The following is a 15,766-nucleotide window of genomic DNA, read 5'->3' as shown; positions in this document are numbered from 1 at the left end:
TCAGTCCGGTCCCAGGGAGAACGCGTCGTGGTCTTCCAGGGCCGCGACCGCGCGGCGGAACATCAAGCGGGCCAGTCGTGCATTGCGGTCGTTGACGATTTCGATTCGACCCTCGGCCATGACGGGATAGACGAAGCACCATGCGACGGCGATCCGGTAATCCCGGCGCAGTTGGTCTGCGGGGTAGTCGATTCCGTACTCGGCGAGACGCGTGCGATAACGGTTGAGCAACTCGTCCTCGCAGCCACGACGAATGTCGGGCGTGAGGCTCTGGCTGAGGAAGTAGCCGACGTCGTAGGCGCCGCGGCCTCTATTCGTGACTTGCCAGTCCAGAACTGTGAGCGGCGGATCCCCGGCACCCACGGCGAAGAACAACTGATCCAACCGGAGATCCCCGTGTAGGAAGGTCTGAGGTGCCCGGGAGACTTCAGCCAGGAACCACGGCATCAGCGTCGCGAACCGGTCGCCGTAGTCACGGACCGCCGGGGTCAGTTCCGAGCCCACGCGCTCGACGCATTTGGGCCAGGCGGCGTGGTAGTTGCTCATGATCACCTGGGGAAAGGGCGGGTCGCTGTGTTCCTTCAGCCATGGAAGCGACGCGAGGCGGTCGTTCTCCCACCAATAGGCGTGGTGGCGGGCGATGGCGTCGATGACGGTTTCAGCGTCGGGGACCGAGCAGCCGACGAGCTGGTCGACGTTGCGGAGCCGACCCAGATCCTCGAGTACCAGGACGAAATCGTGGGTGGCCTCGTCGATGGCCGCGAAGTACGGCCGTGCCGGCGGCAGCGGATTCGCCACGCCGATCTGCTGATAGAACCGGACCTCTCGTCGGTAGAACTCCAGGTCTTCGCACAGGTGGGTCCGCGCGGTCGTGTCCAGCGTCGGCAGCTTGACCACGACCGTGGGCGGTAGGTCAGGGTCGCCATCGAGATGGGCCCGATAGAGGCGGCCGAGAAGCCCATAGCCGATCCCGAACTGCTCGAGCTTGCGGACCCGCACGTCAGAGTCGAGAACCTCGCTCAACCATTCCGTCGTGATGGACTGCGGATCTACCGGGATTCTCGGCATTGGCGCCTCCCCAGTAGACCACCCCCGTGAGCGAAATCAATCGTACGAGATCAGACGCGTATCAGCACTGGTAATAGTCGTTCAGAGGCCAGCTCGGACCTTGCGTTGGCAAATACTGTCGGAGCCGTAAACCGAGCTCAGCTGATCGGCGGCGCGACAGGCCGCGCCGGTTCGGCCGCAGCGTCCGGGCCCGGCGACTTTTTCAGCCATGCCGGGTCGATCCCGTCGTCGAGTCGGCCCTCCGCCTTGGCGTCCAGGTAGCGGAAGTACAGCACCGAGAACACGACCACGAGCATCAGGCCCCAGCCGTAGGTGAACTTCATGTACTCGAGGAACCGGCCCGTCGTCGGCCAGTGTCCGAGCAACCAGCGGTCGGCGCTCATGAAGCCGTAGATCGCCAGCCACGCAGGCCAATTACGCAGCACCGAGTTTGGCAGCACCACCGTCATCAGGAACGGGAACAACATCATCGAGTAGTAGCCCTGTCCCAGCGACAGCACCAGGAATGAGGTGATCAGCAGCACGCCCGAGGACGTCGCCATCCAGAACAGCGGGTCGCGGGTCCGGTAGTACTTGTACAGCAGCCACAGCGAGATCACCGCGATCACCGCAAAGGCGATGCGCAACAACAGGATCAGCCACGTCGGCAGGCCGTAGTAGATACCGTTACCGGCGATCGAGCTGTTGAAGTAGTCGCGCGTGGTGAGGATGTAGGGCACCGTCCGCGTGACGAAGTTCATCGGGTCGCTGATCAACGGCCATGCCGCGGCGTTGAAAACCACCGGAACCGCGATCGCGGCCACCACCGCGCGCCATTGGCGATTCAGCAACGGCAGCAACAACAGCGGCGCCAGAAGCGGTTTGACCACCAACGTCAACCCGATCGCGACACCCGCCAACCATTGCTGGTTGCGCTTACCGTCAAGCAGCCAGCGGAAGAACAGCACCTCCGCCAGCAGGATGCACCCGTTGATGTTGCCGAAAACCAGTGTGTTGATCACGCTTTCGGTGCAGAACATCGCGGCCAGCAGGGCGGGCAGCGCGACCGAGCGGAAGCCGTAACCGAAGAGCCGCACCAGGAAGTAGGCGGCCAGCACGATCGCCACGGTGTTGAAGAAGATGAACCAGTACCGCGAAGCGTCGACGGGCAGGTAGCCGAACGGCGCCATCAACAGCGTCCCGCCCGGCGGATACAGATAGTGCGGGTCGACGTGGTTGAAGTGCTCGTTGTAGATGTCCCAGCCCATCTTGAAATTGACGACCGCCCGGTAGACGGGTCCGTAGTCGTCGGTGATGTAGCCGTTGGTCGCCAGCACGTAGCTGCGATGAATGATGAACAGGATCGCCAGCGGCCACAGGATCACCTTCAACACCGACGCAACGCTGGGCGGGGAGGTTCGGGGCCGGAAGGGCGTCGTCAACGAACTGGCCACAAGATCGCGCACGACCGCACGGTACCCGACCGCAGTCGAGGTCAGGCGTCAGGCAGGGCAGAACGTATCGGTGTCCGGCAGGTCGCCGCTGTCGAGGTAACCCAGGACCGGCGGCAGCGCGCACGGTGAGTAGATGGAGGCTCCGTGTCCGATGCCCTGCCACATCACCCGCCTGTTGGCCGAGCCGGCGTTGATCACCGTGGCCGCGACCGCGGCGACGCCCTCGTTGCCCACGATCGGGTCGTTCTGGGTGCCCAACAGCAGCACGGGGATCTTGAGGTTCTCGGGCTGCTGGGGGGTCGCACCGCTCGGCCAGTTCAGACAATCGACCAGGTTCAGCGCGCCGACCGTGCCGAACTGCGGATACAGCTTGTTCCATTCCACGACCAACTCGCGGACCCGATTCGGGGTGGGCCGGTTCAGCGAGTCGCTGCACCCGTTGACGAACTGACCGTCGGTGTTACGCAGGCTCTCGGCCCGCGCGATCAGCTCGGTGAACGGCGCGGGATCACCCGACTGCGCGGCCGCGATCGCGGTTGCCAGCGCATTACTCGACTCGATGCGGTCGCCGCGGGGGTAGGCCAGCGCGGTGGAGATCGCGTTGGTGACGGTCGCGACGGCAGAGCCGTTGGGGCCGCGACCCTGACGTGCGGCCGACAGCAGCGCGTCGACCGCTCCCTTCGGGTCCGGGCCCAACGCGCAGTTGCTCGCGGCGCACTGCGCGGCCCAGGCGGTCAATGCGGCCTGCTCGCCCTTGACCCGCTGCTCCATCGCCGCTTCCGCGGCGATACCCAGCGGCAGGGGGGAATCGAGCACCAGGCGCGCGACCTTGTTGGGGTGCGACCCGGCGTACGCGAGTGCCACCTGGGCGCCGTTTCCGACGCCCAGCAGTGCCAGTGCTGGCACGTCCCAGGTGCTGCGCAGCCGCTCGAGGTCCTCGGCGGCGTGGGAGTTGTCGTAAGCCGAATCGCCGGGGGCGATGGTGTCGGTGCAGCTGGTTGTCGCGGTCTGCACGATGGCCCCCAGATTCGCCACCGGGTCGTCGCCGGACTGGAACTGTGCCTGGTCGAGCATCTCTTGGCGGTCGAACAGGTCGCGGCAGTCCAGTGCGCCGGACATGCCCATGCCGCGGCGGTCGACGGCGACGATCGGGTGGCTATTGAGCACGTCGGTGCCCGCGCGCGACAGCCACACCGGCAGCTGCAGTGACGACGGCAGATCCGAGCCGGTGGTCATCACCACAGGACCGGCGTCTCCGGGGGTCTGCGGGCCGCGGGCGCGCACCACGCCGATGCTGAGCGAACCCGACGCGCCGTTGATCGGGTCGAGGTCGGCGTCATAGGTGGCGCAGTCCAGCGTCACACCCGGCACGGCGGGCACGGCGGCGTCGCTGAACACCCGCGAGGTGCAGTCCCGCCAGGCCAGGTCGTTTTTCGGTGCCTCGATGGCCGGCGGGCCCTCGGCGGGGTTGGTCGTTTGGGGCTCGCCCTGAGCACCCGCCCCGGAGTCGGTGGCGAAGCGGGGATTGGCGGCAAGACCCGGCGCGCACGCCGCGACGAACGCCACGACGGTCGCCAGGCTGACAAGCCGAACCAGCTGACCACGCCGATGCATGCCGACCACAGTACTGACCCGCGGCTCAGCCGAGCCGCACGTAGCGGGTGTAGAGATAGCCGTCGTCGTCGGTCAGGACATGCGCCGGGCGCATCCGCGTCAGCACCTCGCCGGGACCGGTCGCGATGCGCGGCGCCTTGCCGCCGACCAGGAACGGAGCCACCGTCAGACACAGCTCGTCGAGTAGATCGTTCTCGATCAGAAGGCTCAGGATCAGCGGGCCGCCCTCGGTGAGCACCCGCAACAGCTTGCGTTCGGCCAGCGCCTGCAACGCGGTCGCCGCATCGACCTCGTCGGGTCGAGGTCCCGACGCGTCGATCACCTCAGCCACCCCGCCGAGTCGTTTGCGGGTGGCGTCGCAGGCGGCGGTGCAGGTCAGGATCAGCGGCGGCACGTCGGTGCGGGCGAAGAACCGGGCGTCAGGGTCGAGCTCGCCGGATCGGGTGACGACGGCGATCGGCGGCACCTCCGCCTGGCCGCGCGCTTGCCGGGCGCCGCGCTGCGGGACGGGCACCTGCGCGCCGGAGTAGTTCTCGGTGCGCACGGTTTCGGCGCCGACGAGAATCACGTCGGCGGCGTAGCGCATCTGCTCGAAGACGCTGCGATCGCCGGCCCCTCCGAGCGTCGCGGTCTTCCCGCCGGCCGTCGCTCCGCCGTCGATGCTGGCGATCATGTTGCCGCGCACCCAGCACCTTCCCAGGTCGGCGGGGTAGGCGTAGAAGTCGGCCAGCCGCCCGTCGGTGCCGTCGATCCGGGTGCCGTCGGGCCCGAGCACTGTGAAGTGCGCCGCAGCGGCGGTATCGGACATGAAGATGATTGCAGCACGTCGATAGGGTGCGTGCATGGACGGGTCCGGCGCGGTGCAGCATCTGGTCGACCGCCACCCCGACGTCACACCGGACCGGCTGATCGCCCAACTTGTGCCGCCACCCACGTTCTCCGACGTCAGCTTCGACACCTACATCCCCGATCCCGCCGAACCCTCGCAGGCCGCGGCCGTGGACAAGTGTTTGCGGTTCTGCGATCAGGCGCAGCAGCGTCGCGCGGGTAAGAAGAAGCTGTTCGGTCGCCGCGAGGTGCTGCCCGGTGTCGGCCTGTATCTCGACGGGGGCTTCGGCGTCGGCAAGACACACCTGCTGGCCTCGTCGTACTACCGGCTGCCGGAACCCAAGGCGTTCGCCACCTTCGGCGAACTGACCCAATTGGCAAGCGTTTTCGGGTTCGTCGAGTGCATCGAATTGCTGGCCGACTACGTGGTGGTGTGCATCGACGAGTTCGAGCTCGACGACCCGGGCAATACGACGCTGATCTCTCGGTTGCTTTCGCAGCTTGTCGAGCGCGGGGTGTCGGTGGCCGCCACGTCGAACACACTGCCCGAACAACTGGGGGAGGGCCGGTTCGCAGCGCAGGACTTCTTGCGTGAGATCCACACTCTGGCAGCGATTTTCGAAACAGTTCGCATCGACGGGCCGGACTACCGCCACCGTGACCTGCCGCCCGCGCCCGAGCCGCTGAGGGACACCGAGGTCCGCGAGCGCGCCGCGCGGTCACCCGGCGCGACGCTCGACGACTTCGACGCGCTGTGCGCGCATCTGGCCACCATGCACCCCTCGCGCTACCTGACGTTGATCGAAGGTGTCGCGGCGGTCTACCTCACCGGAGTGCACACGGTCGACGACCAGAATGTGGCGCTGCGGCTGGTGTCGTTGACCGACCGGCTATACGACGCGGGGATCCCGGTCGTGGCGTCTGGCGCCAAGCTCGACACGCTGTTCAGCGACGAGATGCTGGCCGGCGGGTTCCGCAAGAAGTACCTGCGCGCGACGTCCCGGTTGCTCGCGCTGTCGCGGCCCCCCCTTTGATCGCGAACGTGGGTTACCCGCACGCTGTCGACGGCCGACACGTGCGTCGAGCCCACACTCGGCCCCCGCTACAGCGTCCGCACCATCACGTAGTCGTTCTCGACGGCCGCGCCCAACCGGAAGGTCTTGGTGCCGCTGACCGCGAAGCCGTGCTTGGCGTAGAACCGCTGCGCGCGCTGGTTCTGCTGGTTGACGCCCAGCCACACCACCGCGGCGCCCAGCCCCTCGGCCTCCTCTAGCCCCGCCTGCATCAACGCCGTGGCCACACCGCCGCCGTGGTGCTCGGGCAGCACATAGATCTTCGACACCTCGACCGCCGGCCGCGGCTCGACCGCGCGCTGAACGTCGGAATCATCGGGCACACCGCGAATCAACATGGCGTAGCCGGTGATTGACGGACCGGTCCGCGCGACGAGCACCACGCGGTCGGGGTCGACGAGGTAGTCGCGGAAGCGCGATTCCGACAGGTTCTCTGCGATGAACGCCGCGACGTTGTCGGGCGTCACCGCCGGGGGACAGGCAAGCGGAAACGTGCGGGCGGCGACGTCGGCGAGTTCAGGCAGGTCGGCTTCGACAGCCGCGGTGACCTCAATGCCCAACGGCGACTACACGTTCCACTGCGCCAGATGCTCGCCGGTGATCTTGTCGAGCAGCACCACGTTGGACACCAGGTCGCGGTAGCAGTCCCAGAACACCGCACCGCTGACCGTGGAGCCGGCGGGGGCGTTGGTCAGCTGCGCCTGCAGCGCGTCGGGAGCGTCGGTGTTTCGCGGTTCGTAGCTGTCGCCCGTCGGCGTCACACCGCGGAAGCTGTAGGTGATCGACTGCGCGTACGGGGTGGGCACCTGGACGGAATGCACGGTCACCCAAGCCCGCCAAACCTGCTGACGCGGGGGGCGCGGGGCATAGCCGAAGCCGGGTGGGATCGGCGACGGATCGATGCTGTGCACGGTGATGTCGGCGACCAAACCCTTGAACTTCACCTGCAACGTGTCGCCGAGCCTGCCGATCGGGGCGGTGACCGCCGACGCGGGCGCAGCGACAATCCCGGCGGCAGTCGCCATGGCGACCACGAGGAGCACGATCCAGCGACGCATCCCCGAATGATTGCACAAACTGAAACCTGTTACAGACGCTTCCAGGTCAGGATGTCCACAGCTCCAGGGCGAGTTCCCTCAGGCGGCCTCGAGGCTGAGCAGCGTCGACTTCGCGTGCGGGCCGCCGACGTACTGTCCGGGCGAGCCGTCCGAGCGCACAACGCGATGGCAGGGAATCACCACGGGCAGGGGATTGTGGGCGCACGCGCTGCCCACCGCGCGCACCGCGCGGGGGTTGCCGACGGCGGCGGCGACGTTCGCGTAGCTCGCGCGCTGTCCATAGCCGATGTCGCGGAGGTGTTCGATCACGCTGCGGCGGAAACCCGCGGTCAGCCGTAGGTCGACAGGCAGGTCGAACGCGGTGCGTTGCTTGGCGAAGTACTCCTCGAGTTGGCGTGCGACGGTGTCCAGTCGGGCGGGAGCTTCGAGGATGCGCGGACTGACGACCTCCGCCAGCCGGGCGAGCACCGCGTCGTGGCCCTCGACGTCGAACGCGACGCGGACCAGTCCGACCGGCGTAGCGGCCAGAAGGAGCGGGCCGACGGGGCTGTCGATCATGCGGTAAGCGATGTCGAGCACACCCTGCTCGTCGGCGGTGTGTTCCAGTCGTCGGTGCAACCGGGCCAGAGTTTCGCTGTCGGCGGGCAGTTCATCAAACAGCTTGGCGATCATCGGCTTTGGTCCTCACGGTAGAGCTTGCGCAGGGTCTTGATGCCGTCGGCCGCGGCGCGGCGGGCAGCGTCGGGGGAGTTGCCGAGCAGCTTGGCGATCTCGGTGAACGGCAGGCCCGCGATGTGGTGGTAGGCGACGGCCTGGCGCTGCTTGGCGGGTAGTCGCGCCAGGGTGTCCCACAGATCGGGGTCACGTGACGCGGGGTCTGCCCGGGGTGACGGCCGGTCCGGCATCGAGGGGGTGGGCGTGGGCCTTCGGGAGCGCGCCCGGCCGATGTCGAGGGCGCGCCGGTGCGCGATCGTGACGAGCCACGCCTCGACATTGGCGTCGCCCGGCAACTGCGGATAGGCGCGCAGTGCGGACAGGAACGTCTCCGACCACGCGTCCTCGGCGTCGACGGGACCGACGACCGCGCGGCAAACCCGCAGCACGGTCGCGCCGTGCTCGGCCACCACCTCTTCGAACGGTCGCACCCTCACATCATGAAGACGTCGAAAAGCCGAGAGGTGTGAGATCAGTCTTGGGAAAACGCCCGCAGCGCGTCGAGGAGTTCGGTTTCGAAGCGGTCCTTGTCGACGCCCGCACGGTGCAGGGGGCCGTCGTCGGCCTCGGCCTCCCACAGCGCCAGCAGGATGTGCTCGGTCCCGACGTAGTTGTGCCCCAGGCGAAGTGCCTGACGAAACGTCAGCTCGAGCACCTTCTTGGCGGCGGTGTTGAACGGGATCAGCGTGGGAAGCTCCCCCTCCACCCGCGGCGGCAGGGACACCACCTTCGACACCGCATCCGAGTCGACACCTTGCCCGGCGAGCAGCTTGGCGGCCAGGCCGTCGGGATCCTTGAACAGCGCGAGCAGCAGGTGATCGGATCCGATCTCGGGATTGCCGGCCGCGTGCGCGAGGTTCTGGGCCTCGACGACGACATTGCGGGCGCGGGGGGTGAACCGGCTGAAGCCGGCATTGGGGTCCATGAGCTCGGCGTCGGTGGGTGTCTTCGGGACGAAGCGCTTCTGCGCGGCCTGCTTGGTGACGCCCATGCACTTGCCGATGTCGGTCCACGATGCCCCCGAGCGGCGGGCTTGATCGACGAAGTGGCCGATCAGGTGGTCGGCGATCTCGCCGAGTGACTCCGCAGCCAGCACCGCGTCGGTGAGCTGGTCGAGGGGTTCGGAGTGCACGGTCTTGATGACGTCGATGAGGTCGTCGAGCCGGACCGGATTGGTGACCTTGGCGGGCTGCGTCATAGCGTCAACCCTAGGTTGACGAACCAGGCCCGTCAACTGGTGGTTGACGCTCGCGCGGATATCCACGCCGTACCGTGCGGTCGAGGATGCCCAGCGTCGCGCGCAGCGCGCTCTCGGAGACGACGGGGAAGATACCCGCGTCGCGCCAGTGCTGGTCGATGTTCGACCAGTCGTAGAACGACGTCACCAGTGTGCCGTCGGCGGTCGGTTCGAGGCGATAGCCGTACACGTGCCCGATCTGCGGGCGGATCCGGCCCAGGATCGTCCACGAGATCAGACTGTCCCGCTCGAACTCGCGGATCGAGACGGTGACGTCGTACTTGCCCATGGGGAAGTCGTTGAGCGCTTCGCGGTCCATATGCACGACGAAGCTATCTCCGGCGGCGCGAACCGGTTCCCCCTCGGCGTCCTGCAACATCCCTGACGCGTCGATCGCGACGTGACCCTGGGGTCGGTCAGCACGGCGAAGATGTCGGCTGGGGGTGCGGCGATGGTCCGCTGGACTTCGATGCGATCAGTCATCAGCAAATCATGCCCCGGGTGTGAAAGGTGTCGGAAGCAGTTTCGGTCATTGTGGTCGGGGTATTCGCCAGTTGCTATGCACAACCATGTGGACCCGGCTCGTGTTCAGTCCGCCTTGCTGCGGCGCGCGATTTCGTTCATCAACGAGAATGCCCACAGGGAAATAACACTCAGAGATATTGCCACTGCCGTCAATGTGACGCCGCGCTCGGTGCAGTACGCGTTTCGCCGGCATCTGGGCACCACGCCGCTGGAGTATCTCCGGGGCGTGCGACTCGATCGAGCCCACCGCGAACTGCAAACAGCCGACCCGCGCAGCGACACCGTGATGGCGATCGCGGGGCGGTGGGGCTTCACCCACGCAGGCCGATTCAGCGGTGTGTACAAGCGCACCTACGGCACCCCGCCGAGCGAGACGTTGCGGGCCTGACAATCTCTCCCGGTGGTCTATCTCGGGAAGAAGCCTTCGCGAGTGAAGAAGCCGGGCTGCCATCCGCGCGCGCCGAGGCACAGCATCGGGCGGCCGTCGGGAGACTGGGCGGCGGCTTGAGGCTTGGGGCAGGGCGCGCCGACGTCCTGAACGCCGAACAGCTCGTACGAGGCTTGCCAGAAACCCTGATTGGTCGGGATGGGTGGCCACTGGTTCTCGATCCAGCGGCACTGCAGGACTTCGCCGCCGGGGCCGCGTCCAAACGTGAACCGCTCGAGGTTGAAGCACGGCCCGGTGAGGTGGGCGTCGTAGTTCATGCCCGGTACGTCGGAGGCGTAGCGGCCCGGGGTGTCGGGGTAGTCGGTGTCATCAGCGGAGGCAAACGGCGCCGCGCAGATGGCAGCGCCGGCGATCGCGGCGGCGGCGAGCAGTTGGCGAATCATGTCCCACCCTCGATGTCAGGACCGGTCGGTCTTCGCAAAGCGTAGTAGGTGCGACACGGCCGCCGTGCCTTTTCCCGCCACCGGACGGCAGAAGGCCGAAGGTGGTCGCGATTCAACTTCGCGATCACCGGGAAGCCTCACTTGTAACCGACGGCACGTGACTGCGCGTCACGAGACGTTCGACCCTACGATTTTCGATTCGGTGAGGAACGCGGCAATTGATTGCAATCGCGGTGGTGCTACTGATATCGGCGGCTGTTTTCATCGTGTTCGGTGCCGTGCTCTACGGCAACGGCGTCGGCACGGTCCCAGACGAGCCTGGTCGCGAGCCGGCGGCCACTCGAGAGGGTCTGGGGCGCATCTCGTGGAGAGAGCTGTTCGCGCGGATGAAGACGTCAGTCAAAGACATGCTGGACGACGACGCACAGCGGCCCGAGAAGTTGACCGCGACCGGCGCCTTCTGCGTCCTGGTTGGGCTCATCATCCTGATACTCGCGCTGCTGTCGTTCGTCGCCGCCATGGTGTAGTACGCGCTGAGCCGGCGTTCGGATAGCAGCGATAGGTCGAAACCTTTCCTGTGCTCAGGCCAGATCAGGCAGACTGACCGGCGTGGGAAATCACCACTGCGACGTGCACACCTGCGGCGCCTCTGTGCAGGTCCGACGACGACGCTCGATCCGATGAGTTGGGCGACCACGGTGACGAGCACGCTGGTGCCGTTCGCTTCTGTCACATCGACTGCGGCCGTGGCGATCTGGACCAAGCGCATCGACGCGAGAACCAAGAGAGAGGAACGGGATCACGCTCTGGTCCTGGACTACGAGAAGCGGGCTGGCGAGGACAAGAAGGCGGCGTTGAAGCGCCTCATCTCAGCGACTCTGCACCTCAAGCGCGGGGCCGAGCATCTCGCTGAAGCCGAACAAAGCCTCAGCCAACGGCGGGCCGAGGCGATCCGGCAGCTGTATGAGTTCCGTGTGCGGCTGGGTATGGATGACGGAATAGCTGAGTTGATGATCTATGCCGCGGAGCCGGTTCGCGACCTCACGGAGTTGATGCTCGACGAATGGGACCGTCAGTTCCGTGAGCACGGCTACTCGCTGGCACAACTGGATGCATGCAAGAGGCGCCTCATCCAAACCGCAGGCGACCTCGCGCCGACCGACGAACAAGCGATCTTTGCGGAGCGCAAGTGGGATGAGCTCAAAGAAGAAGAGGGCTCGTGGCTCAAGAGACTCGGCGATGAGTCGGAACTTGACGTCGAGGCGCTGGTGGAGCTCTGCAAGCAACTCTTGAAGGCCGCCCATAAGGATCTCCGTGGTGGCTACGGCGTAGAGACGGATTAGCGCCGCGATCGAGGTACGCATGACGCGACGTCAGGCGGGGGATGGCGCGAGGGTCGGCCGACGCAAGGGGTTGAGGCGGGGTCTCGCGCAATGGCGCCTGTCCGATGTCTCGCGGCGGCGTAACCAAGTTTTTGTTCCGCTTTGTGACAGCTGTTGCGCAAGTTTCGTACGTGAACGTGTAGTTTTCGCAAATTTTGGATCCACCCGGTGGAGGTCCGGCGAACTTGCCAGGGAAGCCCTAAGGAGGGTTGACACTCGACGGACAAAGTGTCAACTATTGATTTCGGCGCTTGCTAGCCGCCTCGTCGGATCATGGTCTTTCGGCCTCGAGCGTGTACGTCAATGCTATTGCTGCACAAGCATATTGCCTCCGCAGGAACTTTGAGATGACCCGCTTTCAGTATGGACGCGTACCTTTAGCCAGCAGCGCGAGTGCCCGCCACTTGCCTTGATGGACTAATCATATGCCCGGACAGCACCAGCGAAACCACACGAGTAAATGCAGATTCAGCAAAAGAGTAGACCGGTGCAGTTTGAACTGCCGACGACGTCAATTTCTGTGTAGCATCCGAGCGAGGGGGGATAACACGACACGATTGGAGTATGGAATGTCGGGGTTCCTCCGGAAGATCAGCGTTGTCTCCGCACTCGGCCTTGTTGCATTGACGGCGACGGGATGCACGCCGATTTTCTCGCTAGTCGCCATCGGCGTCGGATAAGCCACGGCCCGCCGGCCTGGGCGTCGGCCTAGCCGGTTGCGTTTTCCGAGAAGGCATTTCGGTCGCCGATGCCCTCGCGCATGATGCGATGGCATCGGTGCTGACCGCGCCGTCGATGAGCAGGGCTCCGGTTCGGCGTGAATCCGAGCGTCCGTAGCTCGATGAATCATGAACGGTATCGGGTCGGTAGCTTCGGCAGACGCTGAATTGGGCGTCTTTCCGCGGCCGACGTCGCGCGCCACATCGGCTGCGATTGGGGAATGCGTCGCCGGCTTGAGGCAGTGCCGTCGCAGCAGCGCGCCGCACGGCGTGGTTCGCCATGGTCGGTAATGGCCTCACGCCCCGCGCCGCACCAGGTCACCGGGGCGGCGGCTCCTCTGCAATGATGGCGGGCGTCGGAATGCGCTGGCGTACATCGGCATTCGACGACCTGGCTACGGCCCAGCGCGCCAGCGACCCCTGGTGCTGAGGCAATCCTGACGAAGACTTCTACGGAGGGCTGACTGTATTGATGAAAAAACTCGCGATAGTCCTGGTGCTGACGCTGGTCCCATTCACTACGTCAAGCTGCGTCTGCGTGACGGATGGTGTAGCGCCGGTCTGCATTTGAGCCGATTCGGATATGCCATCAGCCGGATCGTGACGACTCCGAATCCGGGATCTGGCAGCGGTTGCACGCGGGACGTTCGGAGCTGGGCAGCATAGCGTGATGCCGCTTCGGCCCAGCCTGAGACGAGCTCGCCGGGTGCCGCGGCCCAGCCCTCGAGAATTTGACCGGGTGCCGCGGCCCAGCCCCCGACGAGTTCCCCGATCCATCACCGGCGCGGGACCCGTGGCTCCGCGCCCGCGCGGCTGCACGCTTACCGGATGTCGAAGCGCGCCGAGTACGTGTTCGCGCTCTACTCGGGCTCGGTCGCCGATCCCGGCGACCGCAGCCCGTACTCAGGCCAGTCGTTGGGGCGCGCGCAACTGTGGATGCGCGGTTACATGCGGATGTTGCGCGTCCGCATTGAGACTGGGCCGGCGATGGCGCGATACCGCGCCGCGCGTGTCGCAGCGGAACACCTGCCGAAATGACGGTTGCGGCGTCGCGCTCGCCGTCGAGTGTCGGACCCGGCCGATACCTTGTGCGATCGAATAGCTTTGCGGCGATCTGCAACAACACGGTTGGCGGTCCTGACGTGATGACCAATCGCAGTGACCTAGGGTGAGCGCAACGGACTTGTGAGGGTGGGCGCATGGCTGACCGATCGGCGATCGAATGGACTGAAGCCACCTGGAACCCTGTCACGGGCTGTGATCGTGTTTCCGCCGGCTGCGACCACTGCTACGCCATGACGTTGGCAAAACGGTTGAAGGCAATGGGATCCGAGAAGTACCAGAACGACGGTGACCCGCGCACATCCGGACCGGGCTTCGGTGTGACAGTCCATCCGCAGGCACTCGACGAGCCGCGCCGCTGGCGCCAGCCGCGCGTCGTCTTCGTGAACTCAATGTCCGACCTGTTCCACGCCCGCGTGCCGGTCGGCTTCATCCGCGACGTGTTCGACGTCTGCCGCGATACGCCTCAGCACACGTACCAGGTGCTGACCAAGCGCAGCTTCCGACTGCGTCGGCTCGGCGACAGTCTCGACTGGCCGGCCAACCTGTGGATGGGTGTGTCCGTCGAGAACGCGGACGCGCTGCCGCGGGTCGACCATCTGCGCGATGTGCCCGCCGCCATTCGCTTTCTGTCGTGTGAGCCGCTGATCGGGCCGCTCGACGGCCTGAACCTCGACGGCATCCACTGGGTCATCGCCGGCGGCGAGTCTGGCGCGAACCACCGCCCGGTCGATAGTGAGTGGGTGCGCGGCATCCGGGATGTGTGCCAGGACGCCGGTGTCGCGTTCTTCTTCAAGCAGTGGGGCGGTCGCACGCCGAAGGCCGAAGGACGCGAACTCGACGGTCAACTGTGGGACGAAATGCCCTCCTCCGTGGCGTCCTGAACCGGCGCCACCTTCAAGTCTTCCGGTTTGCCTCCGACCCCGGTGCTGGGCGTGCGACCGCCCTTATACAGGTGTTTTACCGCTGCGCGGGCAGTAGATTCGCGCACGCGGCCCAGGAATGGGCCGAATACTTCTCCGGGGAAGTCGCCGAGGCGAATCTCACCGTGGATCCGCGTCAGATATTCAATCTGCGCTGCGATGATCGGCACTGCATCTGCTTCGACGTCGCTAATTTGTGGCGTCACATCGAACAGCGACGGGCCCTCGACCTGCTCCTGCTTCGCTCGGACTTCCGCCCACCAGTCCTCAGTGGCCTTGGCGGCGCAGTGTGCGAAGTTCCAGATGCCGGCGGGGTGACGCGTGCCGAATATGAGGTAGTAGATCGGCTTGTGTGTTGGGGCGCGATGAACCGGAATCGCAATCAGCGTCATTCCTGTGGCTTCTTCGAGCCTGCGACCGAACTCGTCGACCACGGCGTCGACAGCCTTGGCAGGGGGCATGTCCTGGAAGTAGGGCCGCCACCAATCGCCTCCAAGGCTGGTGTCGAGGGTTTTCATAGTTGCTTCGATCGGCTTCGCCGAGGTGACGATGCCCCCTATTCGACGTAATGCCTCAAGACTGAAATTGATCATGACTTCTGTTGGCGGCCAGGCTTTTTCGCCACCACGATTTAGTGCAGTAACCAAGTCTTCGAAGGGTATGCCGACGCCGCAGGGGTCCAGGAACAGAAACGCAGGCATCGCACTGAACTCCGGCAGGCTGTCGCGGAGGTAAGCGGTGGCGTCGTCGCGGCGAGTGCGCACGTCGATATTCTTGGCTCGGTAGTTGTCGCACAACTGGTCGAGCACCTCGAACGACTCGGTATCTCGCTCGCACATGAACAGCGAGAGCGGCACCTTCATCCTCCCGTATTGCTGACCGACAGCGAAGTCCAGCATCTGCCCAGCCGATCCCAGCTTTCCGTTTTCATAGAGTCCGCGACCAGCGAAGCCGTCGAAATAAGCCGCGCGGCCCGCGATCGAAGAGGTCCGGATCAGGAAGACGGGGAGGTAGCGCTTTAGGAGGCTGTGTTTTAGAACTCCGGGCAGGCGCGCGTCCTTCCAGTAGTTCGCGTTGGCTCCCGTCGCCATTCTGTCCCCCTTGACCGTCCGGTTAGCGGCCGTCCGTCGCGCTGTACGCTTTGGGCGATCAAGCACTGCCCACGCAGACGACTGTAGGACGCGAGCGCGTCAAAGCGGCGCAGCGACGTCACTACGTCGTGCAGATTGCTCGTCCGTGCCGTGGGTTTGCTCGAGAAACTTCGCCGCCGCGTCCTACGCCGCTACCAACGTGCTGGCT

Annotated in this window: 17 protein-coding genes and 1 pseudogene; 6 read left to right on the top strand and 12 right to left on the bottom strand. The window is 65.7% G+C overall.

The window, feature by feature from the left end; genetic code table 11:
- From RMCN_RS14540 to RMCN_RS14525, 4 genes are all read right to left on the bottom strand, one after another.
- Positions 1-1,068: a protein kinase family protein gene (locus tag RMCN_RS14540; RefSeq protein ID WP_067390321.1), complete on the bottom strand. Its 1,068-nt coding sequence runs from the start codon at positions 1,066-1,068 to the stop codon at positions 1-3.
- Positions 1,069-1,205: 137 nt separating this feature from the next.
- A complete protein-coding gene (gene aftC, locus RMCN_RS14535; protein WP_084377404.1) occupies positions 1,206-2,513 on the bottom strand; it encodes an arabinofuranan 3-O-arabinosyltransferase in 1,308 nt (435 codons plus the stop codon).
- Positions 2,514-2,549: 36 nt separating this feature from the next.
- Positions 2,550-4,115, bottom strand: coding sequence for an alpha/beta fold hydrolase (locus tag RMCN_RS14530; RefSeq protein ID WP_067390318.1), 1,566 nt, complete (start codon positions 4,113-4,115; stop codon positions 2,550-2,552).
- Positions 4,116-4,140: 25 nt separating this feature from the next.
- The gene (locus RMCN_RS14525) at positions 4,141-4,923 is read right to left on the bottom strand and encodes a pyrimidine reductase family protein (RefSeq protein WP_067391142.1); all 783 of its coding nucleotides are present in this window, start codon (positions 4,921-4,923) and stop codon (positions 4,141-4,143) included.
- Between the two features lie 34 nt (positions 4,924-4,957).
- On the opposite strand from RMCN_RS14525, the gene zapE reads away from it, so the two are divergent.
- Complete coding sequence (zapE, locus tag RMCN_RS14520; RefSeq protein ID WP_067390315.1) at positions 4,958-5,977, top strand: cell division protein ZapE; 1,020 nt, start codon at positions 4,958-4,960, stop codon at positions 5,975-5,977.
- A 68-nt stretch (positions 5,978-6,045) separates the two neighbouring features.
- Here the strand turns inward: zapE and RMCN_RS14515 are convergent, their stop codons facing one another.
- From RMCN_RS14515 to RMCN_RS14490, 6 genes and pseudogenes are all read right to left on the bottom strand, one after another.
- Positions 6,046-6,576: a GNAT family N-acetyltransferase gene (locus tag RMCN_RS14515; RefSeq protein ID WP_067390311.1), complete on the bottom strand. Its 531-nt coding sequence runs from the start codon at positions 6,574-6,576 to the stop codon at positions 6,046-6,048.
- A gap of 6 nt (positions 6,577-6,582) precedes the next feature.
- Positions 6,583-7,074 carry a hypothetical protein gene (locus tag RMCN_RS14510; protein ID WP_067390308.1) on the bottom strand — a complete coding sequence of 164 codons (492 nt, stop codon included), beginning with the start codon at positions 7,072-7,074 and terminating at the stop codon, positions 6,583-6,585.
- Positions 7,075-7,152: 78 nt separating this feature from the next.
- Positions 7,153-7,746, bottom strand: coding sequence for a methylated-DNA--[protein]-cysteine S-methyltransferase (locus tag RMCN_RS14505; RefSeq protein WP_067390305.1), 594 nt, complete (start codon positions 7,744-7,746; stop codon positions 7,153-7,155).
- On the bottom strand, positions 7,743-8,225 hold the full coding sequence (locus RMCN_RS14500) for an RNA polymerase sigma factor (protein ID WP_234787663.1): 483 nt from the start codon (positions 8,223-8,225) through the stop codon (positions 7,743-7,745). Before RMCN_RS14500 ends, RMCN_RS14505 begins: the two co-directional genes overlap by 4 nt.
- Before the next feature lie 35 nt (positions 8,226-8,260).
- Complete coding sequence (locus tag RMCN_RS14495; RefSeq protein WP_067390299.1) at positions 8,261-8,986, bottom strand: Clp protease N-terminal domain-containing protein; 726 nt, start codon at positions 8,984-8,986, stop codon at positions 8,261-8,263.
- A 10-nt stretch (positions 8,987-8,996) separates the two neighbouring features.
- A pseudogene (locus RMCN_RS14490) lies at positions 8,997-9,508 on the bottom strand (SRPBCC family protein).
- A 76-nt stretch (positions 9,509-9,584) separates the two neighbouring features.
- Between RMCN_RS14490 and RMCN_RS14485 the strand changes: the two are divergent.
- A complete protein-coding gene (locus RMCN_RS14485; protein ID WP_064415827.1) occupies positions 9,585-9,938 on the top strand; it encodes a helix-turn-helix transcriptional regulator in 354 nt (117 codons plus the stop codon).
- Positions 9,939-9,955: 17 nt separating this feature from the next.
- On the opposite strand, the gene RMCN_RS14480 is transcribed toward RMCN_RS14485, so the two are convergent.
- The gene (locus RMCN_RS14480) at positions 9,956-10,381 is read right to left on the bottom strand and encodes a hypothetical protein (protein WP_064415826.1); all 426 of its coding nucleotides are present in this window, start codon (positions 10,379-10,381) and stop codon (positions 9,956-9,958) included.
- Positions 10,382-10,599: 218 nt separating this feature from the next.
- On the opposite strand from RMCN_RS14480, the gene RMCN_RS14475 reads away from it, so the two are divergent.
- The 4 genes from RMCN_RS14475 (at position 10,600) to RMCN_RS14460 (ending at position 14,428) form a co-directional block, all read left to right on the top strand.
- Positions 10,600-10,908 carry a hypothetical protein gene (locus RMCN_RS14475; protein WP_067390294.1) on the top strand — a complete coding sequence of 103 codons (309 nt, stop codon included), beginning with the start codon at positions 10,600-10,602 and terminating at the stop codon, positions 10,906-10,908.
- A 153-nt stretch (positions 10,909-11,061) separates the two neighbouring features.
- Positions 11,062-11,724: a hypothetical protein gene (locus tag RMCN_RS14470; protein ID WP_067390291.1), complete on the top strand. Its 663-nt coding sequence runs from the start codon at positions 11,062-11,064 to the stop codon at positions 11,722-11,724.
- A 1,586-nt stretch (positions 11,725-13,310) separates the two neighbouring features.
- The gene (locus tag RMCN_RS14465; protein ID WP_067390288.1) at positions 13,311-13,520 is read left to right on the top strand and encodes a ribosome modulation factor; all 210 of its coding nucleotides are present in this window, start codon (positions 13,311-13,313) and stop codon (positions 13,518-13,520) included.
- A gap of 161 nt (positions 13,521-13,681) precedes the next feature.
- Positions 13,682-14,428, top strand: a complete 747-nt coding sequence (locus RMCN_RS14460) for a DUF5131 family protein (protein WP_067390285.1) — start codon at positions 13,682-13,684, stop codon at positions 14,426-14,428.
- On the opposite strand, the gene tcmP is transcribed toward RMCN_RS14460, so the two are convergent.
- On the bottom strand, positions 14,389-15,558 hold the full coding sequence (tcmP, locus tag RMCN_RS14455) for a three-Cys-motif partner protein TcmP (RefSeq protein WP_067390282.1): 1,170 nt from the start codon (positions 15,556-15,558) through the stop codon (positions 14,389-14,391). The genes RMCN_RS14460 and tcmP overlap by 40 nt on opposite strands.
- Positions 15,559-15,766: the final 208 nt, after the last annotated feature.

This window comes from Mycolicibacterium novocastrense (assembly GCF_001570485.1).
Taxonomy (GTDB): Bacteria; Actinomycetota; Actinomycetes; order Mycobacteriales; family Mycobacteriaceae; genus Mycobacterium; species Mycobacterium novocastrense.
This window is presented reverse-complemented; position numbering and strand designations above follow the sequence as displayed.

Coding starts and splice junctions, on each gene's coding strand:
- RMCN_RS14540 (WP_067390321.1), bottom strand. CDS start 1,068: ATGCCGAGAATCCCGGTAGATCCGCAGTCCATCACGACGGAATGGTTG.
- RMCN_RS14525 (WP_067391142.1), bottom strand. CDS start 4,923: ATGTCCGATACCGCCGCTGCGGCGCACTTCACAGTGCTCGGGCCCGAC.
- RMCN_RS14485 (WP_064415827.1), top strand. CDS start 9,585: ATGCACAACCATGTGGACCCGGCTCGTGTTCAGTCCGCCTTGCTGCGG.
- tcmP (WP_067390282.1), bottom strand. CDS start 15,558: ATGGCGACGGGAGCCAACGCGAACTACTGGAAGGACGCGCGCCTGCCC.
- RMCN_RS14530 (WP_067390318.1), bottom strand. CDS start 4,115: ATGCATCGGCGTGGTCAGCTGGTTCGGCTTGTCAGCCTGGCGACCGTC.
- RMCN_RS14510 (WP_067390308.1), bottom strand. CDS start 7,074: ATGCGTCGCTGGATCGTGCTCCTCGTGGTCGCCATGGCGACTGCCGCC.
- RMCN_RS14505 (WP_067390305.1), bottom strand. CDS start 7,746: ATGATCGCCAAGCTGTTTGATGAACTGCCCGCCGACAGCGAAACTCTG.
- zapE (WP_067390315.1), top strand. CDS start 4,958: ATGGACGGGTCCGGCGCGGTGCAGCATCTGGTCGACCGCCACCCCGAC.
- RMCN_RS14480 (WP_064415826.1), bottom strand. CDS start 10,381: ATGATTCGCCAACTGCTCGCCGCCGCCGCGATCGCCGGCGCTGCCATC.
- RMCN_RS14460 (WP_067390285.1), top strand. CDS start 13,682: ATGGCTGACCGATCGGCGATCGAATGGACTGAAGCCACCTGGAACCCT.
- RMCN_RS14465 (WP_067390288.1), top strand. CDS start 13,311: ATGTCGAAGCGCGCCGAGTACGTGTTCGCGCTCTACTCGGGCTCGGTC.
- RMCN_RS14495 (WP_067390299.1), bottom strand. CDS start 8,986: ATGACGCAGCCCGCCAAGGTCACCAATCCGGTCCGGCTCGACGACCTC.
- RMCN_RS14470 (WP_067390291.1), top strand. CDS start 11,062: ATGAGTTGGGCGACCACGGTGACGAGCACGCTGGTGCCGTTCGCTTCT.